This window comes from Streptomyces sp. NPDC057939 (assembly GCF_042887545.1).
GTDB lineage: Bacteria > Actinomycetota > Actinomycetes > Streptomycetales > Streptomycetaceae > Streptomyces.
Genome location: NZ_JBHVPG010000009.1, coordinates 40,141 through 59,135, shown reverse-complemented (window position 1 = coordinate 59,135; position 18,995 = coordinate 40,141). Strand labels below are relative to the sequence as shown.

The 18,995-nt window shown below is 72.8% G+C and carries 17 protein-coding genes; 11 read left to right on the top strand and 6 right to left on the bottom strand.

The window, feature by feature from the left end; translation table 11 throughout:
• Positions 1 to 37: 37 nt before the first annotated feature.
• From ACFVS6_RS13095 to ACFVS6_RS13085, 3 genes are all read right to left on the bottom strand, one after another.
• Complete coding sequence (locus tag ACFVS6_RS13095; RefSeq protein ID WP_389703319.1) at positions 38 to 694, bottom strand: superoxide dismutase; 657 nt, start codon at positions 692 to 694, stop codon at positions 38 to 40.
• Positions 695 to 902: 208 nt separating this feature from the next.
• On the bottom strand, positions 903 to 2,312 hold the full coding sequence (locus tag ACFVS6_RS13090; protein ID WP_389703317.1) for an amino acid permease: 1,410 nt from the start codon (positions 2,310 to 2,312) through the stop codon (positions 903 to 905).
• 222 nt (positions 2,313 to 2,534) lie between these two features.
• Positions 2,535 to 3,935, bottom strand: coding sequence for an amino acid permease (locus ACFVS6_RS13085; RefSeq protein ID WP_389703315.1), 1,401 nt, complete (start codon positions 3,933 to 3,935; stop codon positions 2,535 to 2,537).
• A 285-nt stretch (positions 3,936 to 4,220) separates the two neighbouring features.
• Between ACFVS6_RS13085 and ACFVS6_RS13080 the strand changes: the two genes are divergently transcribed.
• Positions 4,221 to 4,805, top strand: coding sequence for a biotin transporter BioY (locus tag ACFVS6_RS13080; protein ID WP_389703314.1), 585 nt, complete (start codon positions 4,221 to 4,223; stop codon positions 4,803 to 4,805).
• Positions 4,806 to 4,886: 81 nt separating this feature from the next.
• On the opposite strand, the gene ACFVS6_RS13075 is transcribed toward ACFVS6_RS13080, so the two are convergent.
• Complete coding sequence (locus ACFVS6_RS13075) at positions 4,887 to 6,317, bottom strand: amino acid permease (RefSeq protein ID WP_389703312.1); 1,431 nt, start codon at positions 6,315 to 6,317, stop codon at positions 4,887 to 4,889.
• Positions 6,318 to 6,537: 220 nt separating this feature from the next.
• Between ACFVS6_RS13075 and ACFVS6_RS13070 the strand changes: the two genes are divergently transcribed.
• Positions 6,538 to 7,026, top strand: coding sequence for a ribose-5-phosphate isomerase (locus ACFVS6_RS13070; protein WP_281210771.1), 489 nt, complete (start codon positions 6,538 to 6,540; stop codon positions 7,024 to 7,026).
• A gap of 66 nt (positions 7,027 to 7,092) precedes the next feature.
• Positions 7,093 to 7,899 (top strand): Fpg/Nei family DNA glycosylase, encoded by an 807-nt coding sequence (locus ACFVS6_RS13065; RefSeq protein WP_389703310.1) that lies wholly within the window; start codon positions 7,093 to 7,095, stop codon positions 7,897 to 7,899.
• Positions 7,900 to 7,958: 59 nt separating this feature from the next.
• Here the strand turns inward: ACFVS6_RS13065 and ACFVS6_RS13060 are convergent, their stop codons facing one another.
• The gene (locus tag ACFVS6_RS13060; RefSeq protein WP_389703309.1) at positions 7,959 to 9,194 is read right to left on the bottom strand and encodes a GNAT family N-acetyltransferase; all 1,236 of its coding nucleotides are present in this window, start codon (positions 9,192 to 9,194) and stop codon (positions 7,959 to 7,961) included.
• 116 nt (positions 9,195 to 9,310) lie between these two features.
• Here ACFVS6_RS13060 and ACFVS6_RS13055 point away from each other — a divergent pair, with 116 nt between their 5' ends.
• From ACFVS6_RS13055 to ACFVS6_RS13030, 6 genes are all read left to right on the top strand, one after another.
• Positions 9,311 to 10,453, top strand: coding sequence for a PP2C family protein-serine/threonine phosphatase (locus ACFVS6_RS13055; RefSeq protein ID WP_389703308.1), 1,143 nt, complete (start codon positions 9,311 to 9,313; stop codon positions 10,451 to 10,453).
• Between the two features lie 311 nt (positions 10,454 to 10,764).
• Entirely contained in the window at positions 10,765 to 11,625 is an 861-nt protein-coding gene (locus ACFVS6_RS13050) for an ABC transporter ATP-binding protein (RefSeq protein WP_389703306.1), read from the top strand.
• A complete protein-coding gene (locus tag ACFVS6_RS13045) occupies positions 11,625 to 14,078 on the top strand; it encodes an FtsX-like permease family protein (protein ID WP_389703305.1) in 2,454 nt (817 codons plus the stop codon). Before ACFVS6_RS13050 ends, ACFVS6_RS13045 begins: the two co-directional genes overlap by 1 nt.
• A 171-nt stretch (positions 14,079 to 14,249) precedes the next feature.
• Positions 14,250 to 15,638, top strand: a complete 1,389-nt coding sequence (locus ACFVS6_RS13040; protein ID WP_389703304.1) for a pyridoxal phosphate-dependent decarboxylase family protein — start codon at positions 14,250 to 14,252, stop codon at positions 15,636 to 15,638.
• Complete coding sequence (locus tag ACFVS6_RS13035) at positions 15,635 to 16,090, top strand: HD domain-containing protein (RefSeq protein WP_389703303.1); 456 nt, start codon at positions 15,635 to 15,637, stop codon at positions 16,088 to 16,090. Before ACFVS6_RS13040 ends, ACFVS6_RS13035 begins: the two co-directional genes overlap by 4 nt.
• Before the next feature lie 154 nt (positions 16,091 to 16,244).
• The gene (locus ACFVS6_RS13030) at positions 16,245 to 16,439 is read left to right on the top strand and encodes a hypothetical protein (RefSeq protein ID WP_079426944.1); all 195 of its coding nucleotides are present in this window, start codon (positions 16,245 to 16,247) and stop codon (positions 16,437 to 16,439) included.
• A gap of 12 nt (positions 16,440 to 16,451) precedes the next feature.
• Here the strand turns inward: ACFVS6_RS13030 and ACFVS6_RS13025 are convergent, their stop codons facing one another.
• Entirely contained in the window at positions 16,452 to 17,690 is a 1,239-nt protein-coding gene (locus ACFVS6_RS13025) for an FAD-dependent oxidoreductase (protein WP_389703301.1), read from the bottom strand.
• Between the two features lie 97 nt (positions 17,691 to 17,787).
• On the opposite strand from ACFVS6_RS13025, the gene ACFVS6_RS13020 reads away from it, so the two are divergent.
• Both ACFVS6_RS13020 and ACFVS6_RS13015 read left to right on the top strand, forming a co-directional pair.
• On the top strand, positions 17,788 to 18,105 hold the full coding sequence (locus ACFVS6_RS13020; RefSeq protein ID WP_389703300.1) for a helix-turn-helix transcriptional regulator: 318 nt from the start codon (positions 17,788 to 17,790) through the stop codon (positions 18,103 to 18,105).
• Positions 18,039 to 18,806, top strand: a complete 768-nt coding sequence (locus ACFVS6_RS13015) for a helix-turn-helix transcriptional regulator (protein ID WP_389703299.1) — start codon at positions 18,039 to 18,041, stop codon at positions 18,804 to 18,806. The genes ACFVS6_RS13020 and ACFVS6_RS13015 overlap by 67 nt, the downstream gene beginning before the upstream one ends.
• Positions 18,807 to 18,995 lie beyond the last annotated feature (189 nt).

The window sequence follows — 18,995 nt, the reverse complement described above, 5'->3', positions numbered from 1 at the left end:
GAAGACGATCACGAGGCGGACGGCTGGGGCGTGCCGATCAGCCCTTGGCGGGGATCAGCAGCGGGGTGTTCGCCTTGGCGTCGGTGTAGCGCTTGGCCACGTCCTGCCAGTTGACGACGTTCCACATGGCCTCGATGAAGTCGACCTTCTGGTTCTTGTACTGCAGGTAGAAGGCGTGCTCCCAGGCGTCGAACACGAGGACCGGGGTGCTGGCGATGCCCACGTTGCCCTGGTGGTCGTAGACCTGCTCGACGACCAGACGGCCGCTGACGGGCTCGTACGCGAGCACGCCCCAGCCGGAACCCTGGGTCGCGGAGGCCGCGAACGTCAGCTGCTTCTTGAACTTCGCGAAGGAGCCGAAGGACTCGGTGATCGCGTCGGTCAGGTCGCCGAGACCGTCGGCCGCCGTCGGCTCGCCGCCGCCCTCGCCGGTCTTCGGGCTGGCCATGTTGTGCCAGTAGATGCTGTGGAGGATGTGGCCGGAGAGGTGGAACGCGAGGTTCTTCTCCAGACCGTTGAGGGCGCCCCAATTCTCCTTGTCGCGCGCCTCTGCGAGCTGCTCCAGGGTGTTGTTGGCACCCGTCACGTAGGCAGCGTGGTGCTTGTCGTGGTGCAGCTCGATGATCTGCGGGTTGATTACGGGCTCGAGCGCCGCGTAGTCGTAAGGAAGCTCAGGAAGCGTGTAGATGGCCATGCGTGTATCCGGTCCCCTCAGCGTGCCAATCGCTAATTGCAATTAATGCGCAACTGCACGCTAGCAGTATCTATTCCACCCCACGAGTAAGGGTCACCTCTCTTGTCGGCACCTCCGGAACGCCGGAGGCCGGGCCCATGCGATCGCATGAACCCGGCCTCCGACGTGCGGTTCCCCAGGGGGTGTTACCGCTTTTCGCGCACCCCGGTCAGACTCCGGCGCGGGCCGCGGCCCGACGCTGCATCACCCAGCCGGTGACGGCGAGGGCCACCGTCAGTCCGCCCGTGAAGAGCACCTGGACCCGGGTGTCCTCGTCCCACGCCATCAGGACCAGCACCCCGGCGACGCCGGCCAGCGCCACCCAGGTCAGGTACGGGAAGCCCCACATCCGAACGACCAGCTTCTCGGGGGCCTCGCGCTCGGTACGGCGGCGCAGCACGAACTGCGAGACGGCGATGAAGCCCCAGACGACGAGGATGACCCCGCCGACCATGTTCAGCAGCCAGGCGAAGAGGGTGTCCGGGTACCAGTACGAGAGCAGCACGGTGACGAAGCCGAACCCGGAGGAGGCCAGCACCGCACGCCGCGGGACCCGGCCGGTGACCTTGCCCAGGGCCCGGGGGCCCTGGCCGCGGGAGACCAGGGAGTAGGCCATGCGGGAGGAGCCGTAGATGTTGGCGTTCATCGCGGACAGCAGGGCGATCAGGATGACCACGTTCATGATCTGGCCGGCGGCCGGGATGCTCAGGTGGTCCAGGGTCGCCGCGTACGGGCCGGTCTCGGTGACGGCCGGGTCGTTCCACGGCAGCAGGGTCACGATCACCAGCATCGAGCCGACGTAGACGATCGCGATCCGCCACATGGTGGTCCGCACCGCCTTGGCGACGCCCTTGACCGGATCGTCGGACTCGGCGGCGGCGATGGTCACCGTCTCCAGACCGCCGTAGGCGACGACCGAGGCGAGCAGGCCGACCAGCAGCCCGTCGACGCCGTTGGGGAGGAAGCCGCCGTCGTGCAGGAGGTTGGCCGAGCCCGGGGAGGCGGTGCCGGGCAGCAGGCCGAGGACGGCCAGGACGCCCAGGCCGAGGAACAGCGCGATGGCGCCGATCTTGAGGGCGGCGAACCAGAACTCGAACTCGCCGAAGTTGGAGACCGCGGCCAGATTGCTGCCGCAGAACAGCGCCATGAACACCAGCACCCACATCCACGAGGGCGTCCCGGGGAACCAGCCCGTCATGATGTGCGCCGCGCCGATCGCCTCGATGGCCACGCCCACGCACAGCAGGGTCCAGAACATCCAGCCCGCGGTGAAACCGGCCCAGGGCCCGATGGCCCGGTCGGCGTGCACCGAGAAGGAGCCGGAGGCGGGGTTGGCGGCGGACATCTCGCCGAGCATCCGCATCACGAACATCACGAGCAGCCCGGACGCGGCGTACGCGAGGACGATCGAGGGTCCCGCGGCCGCGATGCCCGCGCCGGAGCCGACGAAGAGGCCGGCGCCGATGACGCCGCCGAGGGCGATCATCGAGAGGTGCCGCTGCTTCAGGCCGTTGCCGAGGGGGGACCCGGTGTCGTCCTGCTGGGGTTCGGGGGGTGCGAGGGTGCCGCTGTGGCTCATGGAGGTGCGCCTGTCCGGTGTGCGGGAGGTCGAACGATGCCCTCAGTGTGCCGAGCGTCCGTTCAGCGGACGTTCTCTGTCCGGTATTCGGACAGCCGGTTCACGGATCGTGATCGGCGCCGCACGCCCGCCCCGGACGGGCGCGGCCCGCCACCGCGCTCCCGAACGCGCGAGGACCCCCGCGCCGACGGGGCGCGGGGGTCCTCGCGGGGCGCGGGGCGATCAGACGCCGGCCCGCCGCGCCCGGACCTCCCGGAGCCACGCCACCAGCAGCACCGCCGCCGCCGCGCCCGAGGACCACAGCAGCTGCGGCCGCGCCGAGTCGTCGAACAGCATCAGGACCAGCACCGCCGCCATCCCGACCAGCGCCGCCCAGGTCAGGTACGGGAACAGCCACATCCGCAGCGTCAGCCGCTCCGGCATCTCCCGTTCCAGCATGCCGCGCAGCTTCAGCTGCGAGACCGCGATCAGCGCCCACACGAACAGCAGCACCGCGCCGACCGCGTTGAGCATGTAGAGGAACACCGTGTCCGGCCACAGCAGGTTCAGCACCACGGACACGAAGCCGAATGCCACCGACGCGAACACGGCCCGGCGGGGCACGCCGCCGCCGGACACCTTCAGCAGCGACCGGGGGGCCTCGCCGCGCTCGGCGAGCGAGAACACCATGCGCGAGGAGCCGTACAGGTTCGCGTTGAGCGCCGACAGCAGCGCCACGAACACCACGATGTTCATGATCTGACCGGCCGCGGGAATGCCGATCGAGTCGAGCACGGCCACGTACGGGCTCTGCCCGGGCTCCAGCGAATCCCAGGGCAGCAGGGTCACGATGACCAGCATCGAGCCGACGTAGAAGAAGAGGATGCGCCACACGGCGCTGCGCACGGCGCGGGCCACCGACCGGGCCGGGTCGTCGGACTCGGCCGCCGCGATGGTGACGACCTCCAGACCGCCGAAGGCGAAGACCACCGCGAGCATGCCGGCGACGACCCCGCCCATCCCGGCGGGGAAGAAGCCGCCGTGGCCGGTCAGGTTGGCCATGCCCACCGGATCGGTGTCCGGCAGCACCCCGAAGATCGCGAGCGTGCCGAGGATCAGGAACAGCACGATCGCGCCGACCTTGAGGGCGGCGAACCAGAACTCGAACTCACCGAAGTTCCGCACGGCCGCCAGGTTGGAGACGGTGAAGACCACCATGAAGACCAGCACCCACACCCACTGGTCGACCGCCGGCAGCCAGCCGTTCGCGATCTTCGCGGCGCCGGTCGCCTCCACGGCGAGCACCACGACCAGCAGGAACCAGTACAGCCAGCCCGCCGAGAAGCCGGCCCAGCGTCCGAGGGCCTTCTGCGCGTAGACGGAGAAGGAGCCGGAGGCGGGCATCGCGGCGGACATCTCGCCGAGCATCCGCATCACCAGCATCGCGAGCACGCCCGCGAGGAGGTACGACAGGATGATCGCCGGGCCGGCGATGCCGATGCCGGCGCCGGAGCCGACGAAGAGCCCGGCGCCGATGACGCCGCCGAGGCCCAGCATGGTCAGGTGGCGCTGCTTGAGGCTGTGGCTCAGTGGTTCCCGGAGCCCGTCCTCGGTGAGGGGCGGGTCGGGCAGGCGGTCGCGCATGAGGATGCTCGCACTCTCGGTCGGCCAAGCGGCGCTGGGGGCTGCACAGGGAAGATTGGCGGGAACCTACAGTCTGGCTGGAGGACACCCGTCGGAGCAAAAAGGGCGTGGCGTCGAATGTCGGCCGTGATGCGTATCACTTCAACTCGGGTGTGGGTCGTGACCTTTGTCCACTCTCCACGAAACCGGGCAGTACGGCTTTGTGTCGGACGACGGTGGGGCGGCGGCGGGCCGCGGACTAACGTCACGGTGTCCCCACCGATCACCACCTCGCGGAGCCCCACGATGAGCACTGCTTCCGTTTCCTTCCGGCCCGGCGCCGTCCTCGCCGACCTGCTGCCCGCGAGCCGCGTCCGCGACATCGCGTTGGTCGTCGGCGGAGCCGCGCTCACCGGCGTCGCCGCCCAGATCGCCGTCAAGGTCGACGGGCTGGCCGCGCCGATCACCGGCCAGACCTTCGCCGCCCTGCTGGTGGGCACCGCCCTCGGCGCGGGCCGCGGCTTCCTGTCCCTCGCGCTGTACACGCTGGTCGGCATGGCCGGGGTCCCGTGGTTCGCGAACGGCGCCTCCGGCGCGGGCGGCGCCACCTTCGGCTACGTGCTCGGCATGCTGCTGGCCGCCACCCTCGTCGGCGCGCTCGCGCGGCGCGGCGCCGACCGCTCGGTGCTCCGTACGGCCGGGGCGATGGTCCTCGGCTCGGCGGTGGTCTACGCGGTGGGCGTGCCGTACCTGATGGGCGTCACCGGGATGTCCCCGGGCACGGCCCTGGCGACGGGCATGGTCCCGTTCCTGATCGGCGACGCCCTCAAGGCCGCGCTGGCCATGGGCGTCCTGCCGACCGCCTGGAAGCTGCTGGGCCGCCGCGGCTGAGCGCCGCGCCGCACACGACAGCCCCGGACCGCGCTCGCGGTCCGGGGCTGTTTCGTGCGTGCGGTCCGTGTCCGGTCCGTACTACGCGACGGCCTTGCGCCGGGCGGCATCGCGGATCGCGCCGATCGCGACGACCACGGCCGCCACCACCAGCGACAGCACCACGACCTGGCGGTTGTCGTCGTCGAAGAGCATGTAGACCAGCACGAAGCTGATCATCGCGGCGGTCGCCCACGTCAGGTAGGGGAAGAGCCACATCTTGACGGTGACCTTCTCCGGCGCCTCGCGCATCAGGATCCCGCGCATCCGCAGCTGGGTGAAGCAGATCACCAGCCACACGAAGAGCGCGATGGCGCCCGAGGAGTTCAGCAGGAAGTTGAAGACGGTGTCCTTGAAGGCGTAGTTGAAGTAGACGGCGGCGAAGCCGAAGACCACGGAGCCCAGGATGGCGGCCACGGGCACGCCCCGCTTGTTGACCTTGGCGAACGCCTTGGGCGCGTCGCCGCGCTCACCGAGCGAGAACGCCATGCGCGAAGCGGTGTAGAGGCCCGAGTTCAGGCAGGACAGCACGGCCGTCAGGACGATCACGTTCATGATCTGACCGGCGTGCGCGATGCCGATCGAGTCCAGGGCGGCGACGTACGAGCCCTTCTCGGTGATCGACTTGTCGTTCCACGGCAGCAGGGTGAGGACGACGAAGATCGAACCCAGGTAGAAGATGCCGATGCGCCAGATCACCGAGTTGGTGGCCTTGGTGACCGCGCGGCGCGGGTCCTCGGACTCGCCCGCGGCCAGGGTGACGATCTCGCTGCCCATGAAGGAGAAGACGACCATCAGCACACCGGTGAGGATGGCGCCCAGGCCGTTCGGCGCGAACCCGCCGGTGTCGGTCAGGTGTGCGAAGCCCGCGCCGGGGTTGTCCGAACCGGGCAGGACGCCGAAGACGGCGAGCATGCCGATGACCACGAACGCGCCGATGGCGACGACCTTGATCCCGGCGAACCAGAACTCGAACTCGCCGTACGAGGCGACCGAGCCGAGGTTCGTGATCGTCAGCACGACCATCACGATCAGTGCCCAGGCCCACTGCGGGACGGCCGGGACCCAGCCTTCGAGGATGACGGCGCCGGCGGTGGCCTCGACGGCCAGCACGACGACCCAGAAGAACCAGTACAGCCAGCCGATGGAGAAGCCGGCCCAGCGGCCGAGCGCGCGGTCGGCGTACGCGGAGAAGGAGCCCGAGTTCGGGCTGGCCGCGGCCATCTCGCCGAGCATCCGCATCACGAAGACGACCATCGCGCCGACGAGGAAGTACGACACGAGGATGGCGGGGCCGGCCTTGGCGATGCCGCCGCCGGAGCCTACGAACAGGCCGGCGCCGATGACGCCGCCGATGGCGATCATGGAAAGGTGGCGGTTCTTGAGACCGGCCTTCAGTCCGTCGGAGGGCTGGCCGCCACCGGGGTTGCCGGAGGGGTCGCCTGCCTTCTGAAGGGTCGTCGTGGAGCTCATGGACGGATCCTTAGGTTCTCGGGTTTCGAGCCCCGGCATTCAAACCCGACACGCCGTCGGGACGGAAGACCCTATTCCGTATCGTTGCCTTGGGCACGAAGTCCCGGACCTTCGTCCTGCCGTGTCCCATCTGCGGTGTTGTGGATTATTTGAGCTTCCGGAGTGACCTACGCGACACCCCTCCACCGGCCTTCGACCGTCCGCATGCCACACTCGACCCATGCGCGTGTACCTCGGATCCGACCATGCCGGTTTTGAGCTCAAGAACACCCTGGTGGACTGGCTCAAGAACAACGGCCACGAGCCCGTCGACTGCGGGCCCCACATCTACGACGAAGTCGACGACTACCCGCCGTTCTGCCTGCGCGCCGCGGAGAAGACCGCCGCGGACGCCGACAGCCTCGGCATCGTCATCGGCGGTTCCGGCAACGGCGAGCAGATCGCCGCGAACAAGGTGAAGGGCATCCGCGCCATCCTGGCCTGGAGCGTCCAGACCGCCGAGCTGGGCCGCGAGCACAACAACGCCAACGTCATCTCCGTCGGCGGCCGCATGCACACCCAGGACGAGGTGATCAGCTTCATCGACGCCTTCCTGAAGACGCCGTACTCCGAGGCCGAGCGCCACACCCGCCGCATCGACATGCTCACGGCCTACGAGCAGACCGGCGAGCTCCCCCCGATCCCGGCCCACCACCCGCAGGACCAGTAGGACCCCGCCCGTGCCGCCGGACCGGAGTCCGGCGGCACGGTCATGTTCACGTCGAGGAGAACAGCCGTGCCCGAAGGGCATACGATCCACCGCCTCGCCCGGGACCACACCGAGCGGTTCGCCGCCCGCCCCGTCCGGGTCAGCAGCCCCCAGGGCCGCTTCGCCGAAAGCGCCGCCCTGCTGACCGGCCGCACCCTGGAGAGCGCCGAGGCGCACGGCAAGCACCTCTTCCTCGAACTCGGCGACGCCTGGATCCACATCCACCTCGGCCTCTTCGGCAAACTCGGCTTCGGTCCCGCCCCCGCCCCGCCGGCCGCCGACACCGTCCGGCTGCGCCTGCTGAACGACGAACACCACGCCGACCTGCGCGGCCCCACCGCCTGCGCGCTGATCGGCGAGGGCGGTAAGAAGGCGATACACGACCGGCTCGGCCCCGACCCGCTGCGCCCGGCCGACGACCCCGACCGCGCCTGGTCCCGGATCTCCCGCTCCCGCACCACGATCGCCGCCCTCCTCATGGACCAGAAGGTCATCTCCGGGGTCGGCAACGTCTACCGCGCCGAGGTCCTCTTCCGGCACGGCATCGACCCCTACCGCCTCGGCAAGGACGTCACCCGCGCCGAATGGGACGCGATGTGGACGGACCTCGCCGCCCTGATGCGCGAGGGCGTGCGCCACAACCGCATCGACACCGTCCGCGACGAGCACCTCCCCGAGGCCATGGGCCGCCCGCCGAGGGTGGACGACCACGGCGGCGAGGTGTACGTCTACCGCCGGGCGAACATGCCCTGCCACCTCTGCGGGGGCGAGATCCGCACCGCCGGTCTCGCCGCCCGCAACCTCTTCTGGTGCCCGACCTGCCAGGCCCGCTGAACGCACGACGGATGCCCCGACCCCGGAACCGGGCCCCGGACCCTCCGGGGCACCGGACCCTAGAACTGGTGGGGCAGCCAGGGCGCCACGTCCCCGGCGAAGGCCCGCGAGGCCTCCCGCAGCGCGCCCGGCCGCAGCTCGCGCACCCGGCCCGCCGCCGCCAGCGAGTTCAGCGTCACCCCGCCCAGGTACGCCGAGCCCAGCTCCCGCACCGACAGCTCCAGATCCGCCGCGTCACCGGTCCGGGTGCACCTCGCGGCGTCCCCCGCCCCGGCCGTCAGCCGCCACCGGCCCGCGTTCCACGGGCAGAACGCGTCCTCGACCTCCAGGACCACGTCCAACGGAGCCCCGTACGTCCGCGCCTCCAGCGCCGCGCCCAGCTCCACCAACCGCAGGTGGAGCGCGTCCCGCTGCCGCGCCCGGGTCCGGCGGACGTCACTGACCAGGTGCAGCAGCGGATCGTCCATCGGCCGCCCGAACGCCAGCACGTGCCAGGTCAGGTCGATCTCGAAGAGGTAGCGCCACAGCGCCGCGTACGCCGACGGGTCCAGCGCGTTCACCTCGCCGACGTGGACCTTGCCGTCCGAACCCGTCGGCTCCCAGTCCGGCGCGACCCGGTAGCGCGCGTACCCGACGACCTCGCCGTCCGCGTCCTCGGCCACCACGCACTTCAACGGCGACGAGCTCGCCCGCCGCCCCGGCGGATCCAGCAGCCCCTGCCGCTCCCAGCCCGGCCGCCGCACCGTCATCCCGGGCCGTGACGGGACCAGGGCCGCGTAGACCCGCTCGCAGTCGGCCAGCGCCTTCTCCGGGTCCACCAGCCGCAACCGCACCGCGTCCGCACCCGGCGGCGCGATCAACCGCGCGCGGGTCGTGTCGATGTCCACGGACAGGGCGTACGCGGCCGTCCCGTACCCGAACCGCCCGTAGATCTCAGGCTCCGAGGCGGTCAACACCGCGATCGGGTCACCGCCCGCACGGACGTCGTCCAACTGGCGGCGCATCAACGAGGACAACACCCCGCGCCGGCGGTGCGTCGGAGCCACCCCGACCATCGTGACCCCCGCCGCCGGAACCTGCGCACCGCCCGGCACCGACAGCCGGAAACTGAACGCACCGGCCGAGCCCACGCACGTCCCGCCGTCCCAGACCCCCAGCGAACGCTCCGGCTCCGTCAGCGACCGGTACAGCTCCCGCTCCTCCGGCGGCTCGGCCACACCTCCGAACGCCAGTTCCAGGTGGTCGTACCAGACATCCCACTCATCGGACTGCAATACGCGCGTAACAAGTGCCATGAGGCCATGCCTACCAGGGCCTTCCGGCCCGTACGAAGCGATTTTCTCCCGGAACGGACCGGTCGTCCGGGGGTACCCCTGCGCACACACAGCCAGGATGGATAAGGTCCCGAACAATGGCCGGAGCACGCGTGGAGACGCTCACGGCCCGGGCGCGCATGCTGTCGCACCGGGCCCGCACCGCCCTGCGCAAATCCGCCGTCGACTACTTCCGCGGCGACGCCTCCGACTGGCTCGCCTTCGGCGGCCTGCTCCTGACCATTCCCGCCATCGCCTGCGGCACGCTCATGATGCCGGTCTGGTTCTCGCCCTCCGCCCTCGTCCTGCCCATCGTGGCCGGCGGCCTGCTGCTGCGCCCCGCGAGCCTGCTCGCCCTGTACGCCGCCTCCGCCGCCGCGCTCATCGTCGAGGCCCTCGTCCTCGGCCCGTACACCCAGGGCCCGGCCAGGGTCACGCCCGGGACCGTCCTGGTCGTGGCGGCCTGCGGGTTCTTCGGGCTGGTCATCGCCCAGTTCCGCAGCCGCGTCGGCGTGCCCTGGAGACGCGGCGGCACCATGCTCTTCGACCTGCGCGAACGCATCCGCGTGCAGAGCAAGCTGCCCGCCCTGCCACGCGGCTGGCACCGCGAGATGGCGCTGCGCCCGGCCGGCGGCCAGTCCTTCTCCGGCGACTTCGTCGTCGCCGCCCGGACCAACGGCGGCCGCACCCTGGAGATCGTCCTCACCGACGTCTCCGGCAAGGGCATGGAGGCCGGCTCCCGCGCCCTGCTCCTGTCCGGCGCCTTCGGCGGCCTGCTCGGCGCGCTGCCCCCGCACGGCTTCCTGCCCGCCGCGAACGGCTACCTCCTGCGACAGGACTGGGACGAGGGCTTCGCCACCTCCATCCACCTCGTCCTCGACCTGGAGACCGGCGACTACGAACTCCTCTCCGCCGGGCACCTCCCCGCCCTCCAGCTCTCCGCCGGCACCGGCCGCTGGCAGGAGGTCTCCGGCGAGGGACCGCTCCTCGGCGTCTACGACGGGGCCGAGTTCGAGCCCGCCCGCGGCAACCTGCGGCGCGGCGACGTCCTCATGCTCTTCACCGACGGCCTCGTCGAGACCGCCGAGCGCGAGATCAGCGAGGGCATGGACCGCCTCACCGGCGAAGCCGACCGCTACGTCGCCGCCGGCTGGGACGGCGCCGCCTGGCACCTGATCGAGAAGGTCGCCAAGGACGTCAACGACGACCGCGCCCTGCTCCTCATCCGCCGGTCGGCCTGACCCCACTGCCGGCTCCCACCGCCGGTTCCCGCCGCCTGATTCCCCTGCCGGTTCCCGCCGCCTGTTCCCTGCCGGGTCCCGCCGCCCGATCCCACCGCCGGGTCCCACCGTCCGATCCACCGCCGGGTCCCGCCCGGCGCGACCGCCGTCCCGCCCACCCGCACGCCGCCCGGGGGGTTTACCCCACCCCCGACCGGCCGGCCTCCGCCATGTCCCCGCTCCCCGCCGCTCCGTAGCGTCGAGGACACCACCGCGGCACGGCACGACGCGGCGGAACACACAGCGGACGACGGCACGGAAGGCGGCACACCATGGGGCTCCGGCGGAGCAGGCGGCGGCACGAGGAGACCGCTCAGGGGCGGACGCGGGAGACGGCCCCGGGGCAGGCGCACGGAGCCCCCGACCCCACCGCCGCCGTCGAACTGCGCGGCGTCCGACGCGACTACGGTCGCGGCGCCGCGATCGTCCACGCCCTGCGCGGCATCGACCTCAGCCTGCCCCGCGGCAGCTTCACCGCCGTCATGGGCCCCTCCGGCTCCGGCAAGTCCACCTTCCTCCAGTGCGCCGCCGGGCTCGACCTGCCCACCGAGGGATCCGTCCGCCTCGGCGGCACCGAGATCACCGGCATGAACGAGAACGAGCTCACCGAACTGCGCCGAGGCCGCCTCGGCTTCGTCTTCCAGGCCTTCAACCTGCTGCCCTCCCTCACCGTCGAGCAGAACGTGCTGCTCCCGATGCGCCTCGCGGGAGGCCGGGCCGCCTCCCGGGGCACGGAACGCGCCGCCGACCTGCTCGCCCGGGTCGGCCTGGAGGGCAAGGGCCGCCGCCGCCCCGCCGAACTCTCCGGCGGCCAACAGCAGCGCGTCGCCATCGCCCGGGCCCTGGTCACCCGCCCCGACGTGATCTTCGCCGACGAACCCACCGGCGCCCTCGACACCACCACCGCCGCCGAGGTCCTCGCCCTGCTGCGCGACGCCGTGGACTCCCTCGGCGCCACCGTCGTCATGGTCACCCACGACCCCGTCGCCGCCTCGCACGCCGACCAGGTGCTCTTCCTCGCCGACGGCCTCATCGTGGACCGGCTGCCGCGCGGCTCCGCCGCCGACGTCGCCGCCCGGATGGCCGCCCTCACCGCCCGCCCCGCCCCGGCGTACGCGGGAGCGGCCGCCTGATGCCGATCCGCCCCAACGGGCTCGCCCGCGCGGCGGTCCGGTTCCGCCCGGCCGCCTTCGCGGGCACGTTCGTCGCCCTGCTCATGACCGTCGCCATCGTCTCCGCCTGCGGCATCCTGCTGGAGAGCGGCCTGCGGGCCACCCTCCCGCCGACCCGCTACGCCACCGCCCCCGTCGTGGTCGCCGCCGACCAGGAGATCCGCATGCGGGTCGGCCGCGGCGAGGGCTCCTACGAGGTCACCGCGGCCGTTCCCGAACACGCCCGGGTCGACGCCGCCCTGCTCGACGCCCTGGCTCCCCTCGGTCGGGCCGTGCCCGACGTGGTGTTCCCCGTCCGCGACGCGGCCGGCGCCACCCACGAGGCCTCCGGCTGGGGCGCCACCGCCTTCACCGGTACGAAGCTCGGCGCGGGCCGCGCGCCCGGCACGGGCGAGGTCGTCCTCGGCGGCGCCCCGACCGGCCAGGACCGGGTGACCCTGGAAACCCCCGCCGGGAAGCGAGAGTTCCGCGTGGTGGGCCGCACCGACGACCCCGGCGTCCGATTCTCCGACGCCGACGCGCGCACCCTCTCCGGCCACCCCGACACCCTCGACGCCATCGCCCTCCTCCCCACCGCCCCGACCGGACCCGGCGCGACCGGACCCGCCGCGACCGCGTCCGACGAGCGACTCGCGGCCTCCGCCAGGGCCGCCGTCGCCGGACGGGCCGAGGTGCTCACCGGCGCCGACCGGGCCGTCGACCCCCAGCTGGCCGGGGCCAGGGAACTCCTGACCGCCCTCGGCGGCTCCTTCGGCGGCACCGCCACCCTCGTCGCCGTCTTCACCGCCGCCGGCACCGTCGCCCTGTCCGTCGGCCAGCGCTCCCGCGAGTACGCCCTGCTGCGCGCCGTCGGAGCCACCCCCCGCCAGATCCGCCGCACGGTGGCCACCGAAGCCCTCCTCGTGGCCCCCGCCGCCGGAGTGCTCGGCTGCCTCCCCGGCTTCGCCCTCGCCTCCTGGTGGTTCGGCGCGCTCCAGGACAAGGGAGCCGTCCCCGAAGCCGTCGAACTCTCCGTCTCCTGGATCCCCCTCGTCGGCGCCGCCGGCATCGGCCTGCTCACCGCCCTGGTCTCCGGCTGGGCCGCCGCCCGCAAACCGGCCCGGATCCGCCCCGGCCAGGCCCTCGCGGCCGCCGCCGTGGAACGCGTCCGCCCCGGCTGGATCCGTACGCCCCTCGGCGTCCTCGCCCTCGCCGGCGGCGCCGCCTGCGGGGGACTCGCCGCCACCGGCAGCGGACCCGACGCCGCCAACGCCGCGCTCGGCGTCGTCATGCTCTTCATGCTGGCCGTCGCCCTGCTCGGCCCCCTCATCGCCCGCGCCTGCGCCGCCGTCCTCGGCCTTCCGCTGCGCCTCGGCGACGCCTCCGCCGCCCTGGCCGCCGCCAACTCCCGGGCCCACGCCCGCCGCCTCGCCTCCGCGATCACCCCGATCGTGCTCGCCATGGCCTTCTCCTCGACCCTGGTGTTCCTCCACACCAGTGAGGAACGGGCCACCCGCGAGCAGCAGACCAGCGGCCTGCTCGCCGACCACGTGGTCACCGCCCCGCCCGCCGACATCGGCTCCCGCGCCCTGCCCGCCGGCGTCACCGCCGCCGTACCCGTCACCCGTACGTCCGTCCTCGCCGAACTCGGCTCCGGCCCCGACCGCTGGCTCCAGGGAGCCTCCGCCCAGGCCGTCACCGGACCCGGCGCGGCCCTCGCCCGGGTCCAGGACCTCGACGTCAGGGAAGGCGGCCTCGACGCCCTGCGCCCCGGCACCGTCGCCGTCGACCGCAACCTCGCCGACTCCGCGCACGCGGGCCTCGGCGACCGGCTGCCGCTGCGGCTGCCCGACGGCACCGCGACCAACCCCGAGATCGTCGCCCTCTACACCCGCGGGCTCGGCTTCGCCGAGGTCACCCTGTCCGCCGCCGACCTCACCGGGCACATGACCTCGTCGGCCCCGACCGAACTCCTCGTCCGCGGCGACTCGCCCGCCCTCGCCGAACTCGGCCCCGTCACCGACCGGAGGGGCTGGACCGCCGCACAGGGCACCGACCGACAGGTCAACGCCTGGGCCAACACGGTCATGGCGTCCGTCCTCGGCGGCTTCGCGGCCGTCGCCGCCGTCAACACCCTGGTCATGACGGTCCTGGACCGCCGCCGGGAGCTGCGGATGCTGCGCCTCGTCGGCTCCACCCGCCGTCAGGTGCTCCGCATGATCCGCTGGGAGGCCCTGCTCATCACCGGCGCCGGCGTCACCCTCGGCTCCGCCATCGCCTTCGCCACCCTGTTCCCCATGACCCGGGCCCTCACCGGCGCCCCGCCCCACATCCCGCCGCTCCTCTACGGCTCCTTCGTGGCCGCGGCCCTCCTCCTGGGCCTGGCCGCCACCACCCTCCCGGCCCGCAACGCCCTCCGCAGCCCCGGCCCCTGAACCGCGGCCCCCGCGGCGGCCCACGTCACCCCGCAAGGCCGGGCCGGGCCGGGGTGGGCCGGTCCGGCTCCACCTTCGACCCGGCCCACCCCGCCGGCCCGGCCCCGACACCGGCCAATTGCCACGAATTGGCACGCCCCCGCCGGCCGTACCCGCGTCTACGGTGCCGCCATGGACCGCAGCCTCGCCGACGACCTCGCCCGCCTCCCCGACCTCCTCGACGCCACCCGCCGCGCCGCGACCGAGGCCCTCACGACCCTGGACGCCCGGCCCGTCGTACCCGCCCCCGGGGCCCCTCCCCTTCCCGAACCGCTCCCCGAGCACGGCGACGGCACGGAACGCGCCCTCGCCGACTTCACGACCCGCTGGGCCCCGCGCCTCTCGGCCTCCGCAGGCCCCCGCTACCTCGGATTCGTCACCGGTGGAGCCACCCCCGCCGCCCTCGCGGGGGACTGGCTGACCGCCGCCCACGACCAGAACTCCAACTCCTCCTTCGACGGAGCCGGGCAGCTCCTCGAACGGGAGACCGTCGGCTGGCTCCGCGAGCTCTTCGGCCTCTCCGACGCCCACAGCGGCACCTTCGTCAGCGGCGCCACCATGTCCAACACCACCGGCCTCGCCATCGCCCGCGAGTGGCTCGGCGAACGCCTCGGGGTCTCCCCGGCCGAGGACGGCGCCGCCGCCCTCGGCCCCGTCCGGGTGCTCTCCGGAGCCCCGCACTCCTCCATCGCCAAGGCCCTGTCGTTCCTCGGCCTCGGCCGCTCCTCCCTGGTCCGCGTCCCCACCCTGCCCGACCGTGAGGCCGTCGACCCGGCCGCCCTGGCGCGGGCCCTCGCCGACACCCCCGGCCCGGCGGTGGTCGTCGCCAACGCCGGCACCGTCAACACCGTCGACTTCGACGACCTCCGGGCGGTCGCCGCCCTCAAGGACCACCACGACTTCTGGCTGCACACCGACGCCGCCTTCGGCGCCTTCGCCGCCCTCTCCCCGGAACACGCCCACCTCGCCGACGGCCTCGACGCCTCCGACTCCGTCTGCGTCGACCTCCACAAGTGGCTCAACGTCCCCTACGACAGCGCCGTCCAGTTCACCCGCCGCCGCGACCTCCAGGCCCGCGTCTTCCAGAACGCCGCCGCGTACCTCGGCCCGCTCGGCGAGCACCCCGACCTGGTCCACCTCACCCCGGAGAACTCGCACCGGCTGCGCGCCCTCGCCGCCTGGTTCACCCTGCGCGCCTACGGCCGCCGGGGCCACCGGGAGATCGTCGAACGGGACATCGCCTGCGCCCGCTCCCTCGGCGAGCGCCTCGACGCCGACCCGGCCTTCCGGCTCCTCGCCCCCGTCCGCCTCAACGTCGTCTGCTTCACCCTCGCCCAGGACCCCACCCCCGAGCGGCTCACCGCCCTGCGGGAGGCCGTCTCGGCCGAGGTGTTCGTCACCCCGACCGTCCTCGGGGGAACCCCCGCGCTGCGCGCCGCGTTCTCCAACTGGCGCACCACGCAAGCAGATGTGCGCCGGGCAGCCGAAGCCCTCCGTACGGCAGCGAAGGAGATCGCATGACGGGACAGCCACTGACCCTGCTGGAGGTCGAAGCCCTCGCCCGCGCGGCGCACGACGGGCAGACCGACAAGTCCGGTCGGCCCTACGCCGAGCACCTCGCGGCCGTCGCCGAGGGCGTCCGCCTGCGCGGCGGCAGCCCCGAACAGCAGGCCGCCGCCTGGCTCCACGACTCCGTCGAGGACGACGCCCTCAGCGCCGAGTGGCTCGCCTCGGCGGCCCTCCCGGACGCGGTCAAGGCCATGGTCCTGGCCCTGACCAAACGTCCCGGGGAGCCGCTGGAGGAGTACGCCGCCCGCATCCTGGCCACCCCCGGGGCCGTCCTCGTGAAGGAGGCGGACCTCGCGCACAACGCCGACCCCGTCAGGCTCTCCGTCCTCGACGGCCCCACCCGCGATCGTTTGTCCGCGAAGTACGCCTATGTCCGCTCTCTCCTCGGCATCACCGTGCCGTGAATTCCGCAACACGCCCACCCGGAGGGAAACATGCGGGGGCGATTCGTCACGAGACGGATAGCCGGGGCCGGTTGGTGGGAGGATGGAACGTGTGGGGGTGCGCACGGCTGTACACCCCGGGCCGACCAGGGGACGACCGAAGGTGTGATCAGTAGTGGCCATTTCGCTGTCAGTGGTGGTTCTGTTGGCGATCATCCTGGTGATCCTGATCCGCGGCAAGCACATGAAGGCCGGCCCCGCCATCGTCGCCGTCCTCTTCGGCTTCTTCCTGGCGTCCAGCTCCATCGCCCCGGACGTCAACCGCTTCCTGAACTCCCTCGCCGACACCATCGCCGGCATCAAGCTCTAGGGTCGACGCCCTTCACCGCCGGCGCAGCCGGGCGGCGGCGGCCAGGACCGGAGCGGTCAGGGCGGTCGCGGCGGCGCCGAGCGCGGTGTCCGTGGCCAGGATCAGACGGACCGTCCGCATGGCGAGGGTGAGCGCCTCGCTGCCGCGCAGACGCATGCCCGCCTCGAATCGCCCCACGGCCTCCGTCGGCGTCCCGCCGTCCTCGACCCCGCCCAGGTGGTGGAGCAGGTCCGCGGCGTCGCGGATCGCCGCGCCCGCCCCCATCCCCGCGGTGGGCGGAGTCGCGTGGACGGCGTCCCCGAGCGCGGTGATGCGGCCCGCGGGCCAGGGCGCCAGCTCGGCGGCGCGGGTCGGGGCGGCGTTGAACCGGTACGCGGCCACGCTCCGCGGGTCGGCGCGGGCGATCACGTCCAGGGTGTGCTCGGCCCACCCCTGCTCACGGAACCGCCCCACCAGCGCGGCCCGCAGGGCGCCGTCGCGCAACGCGCGCAGGGAGTCGGTCGCGGGGGACTCGGGGAACATGGCGCCCCAGATGTAGGTGGGCCCGGTGGTGACGGACATCCGCAGTTCGGGGGCGTCGAGCGCGGCGTTGCCGACCGGGTCCAGGAAGCCGACGTACAGCGCCGCCCCCCACGGACCGACCGCCATCCCCGATCGGGTCCCGAGCCGATCCCCGTCACCCGGAGTCAGGTCCGCGCGGAGGGTACGGCCGGAGAACCCGAAGATGCCCGCCGGACGGTTGGTCCGACCGCCCGCCAGGTACCGGGCGACCAGGGAGTGGGTGCCGTCCGCGCCCACCACCAGGTCCGCCGCGGTGGCCGAGCCGTCGGCGAACAGCACGCGGGGCGCGCCGTCGTCACCCGTACCGACGCCGGTCACCGTCCGTCCCGCGTACAGGTCGCCGCCCACCTCCTCGGCCAGCAGCAGGCGCAGGGTGACGCGATCGACGTCGATGCCGGGGTGGTCGCGAAGGTCCGGTCCACGGCCGATCAGTCGGCCGCGACGGTCCCACAACGCGTCGCGGTCGCGCAGCCGCAGCGCCGAGGACGAGGCCAACAGCCGCCGCATCGTCCGCGGGGAGACCAGTTCCCCCAGCGCCGACCGGGCCCGCCCGTCCAGGGTGATGTGGTAACCGCCCGTCGCCGCAAGGTCGTTGTCGCGGTCGAACACCGCCACCTCGAACCCCCTGCGGCGCAATCCCGCTCCCAGCGCGAGTCCACCGATCCCGCCACCGACCACGACAACACGCATACCGGTCCGTCCTGTTCATCGCCGTTCGCCCGCACGAGCGGTTCACGGTGACACCGGTGGTGGACACCGAGTGGCCACCACCGGTCATGATGGAACGATGGCGAGCACCTCACGACGGGCACTGCGGCTGCTGTCCCTGCTCGGATCGCGCCGCCTGTGGCCACTACGCGAGTTGGCCGACGCGCTCGGGTGCGGCGAGCGCACCGTCCGCCGCGACATCGAGACCCTGCGCGGGCTCGACTACCCGATCACCACCGTCCACGGGCCCGATGGCGGATACCGGCTCGGCGCGGGGCACACGCTCCCCCCCCGCTGCTGTTCGACCACGAGCAGGCCCTCGCGGTCGCGGTGGCCCTGCAGACCGCGCCCGGCTCGGTGTTCGGCCTGGGGGACGACGCGGCGCGGGCGCTGGTGACCCTGGAACAGGCCATGCCCGCCGCCCTGCGCGAACACATGGGATCCCTGCGCCTGACCAGGCTGCGGAACTACTGGGAGTTCCCTGCGCCTCCCATCGACCCGGCCGCGCTCACCGCCGTGGGGACCGCGGTGCGCCGCCGTCACGTACTCGTCGTCGAACCGCCGCGCGCCGACGACCCGGACGACGAAACCGCCGCCGAAGCGGTCGTCGTCGATGCCCACCGGCCACCCTCCCGCCGCGTCGAGCCCCACCACCTGGTCGTATGGGCCGGCCGCTGGTACCTGGTCGCCTACGACCTCGCGGACGACCGGTGGCGGGTGGACCGCGTCGACCGGCTCCGCGTCCGCCCCACGACACAGCCCTTCGGCTCCCGCCTGCCTCCCCACGACGACCTCGCGCACTTCGTCATGACCAGCCACGACCGCGGCGACACCCCCGCCGCCTGGGAGTGCACCGGCTCGGCCCGACTCAACCTGCCGGCGGGAGTCGTCGCCCGCTGGGCACCGAGCGGCTCGGTCGTCGAACACCTCGACACCGAGCACTGCCGGCTGACCCTCGGCGCCTGGTCCTGGGCCGGCGTCGCCGGAATCCTCGCCACCTTCGACACCGAACTCACCGAGCTCCGCCCACCCGAACTCGCCCACGCCTGCCACCGACTCGCCCGCATCCTGACCACCGCCGCGGGCACGGAGGGCTGATCGCAGCCCCCGGGAACAGCGAAGGGCCAGGTCGAGGAAATATCCTCTGACCTGGCCCTTTTCGCTTCAGAGCGGGTGACGGGAATCGAACCCGCGTAGCTGGTTTGGAAGATCGCGTACCCGCCCCTGGCCCGACCAGCCAAGACGCTGACCAGCACCTTCCCAGTCCCCACACCGTCGTTCCCCGCG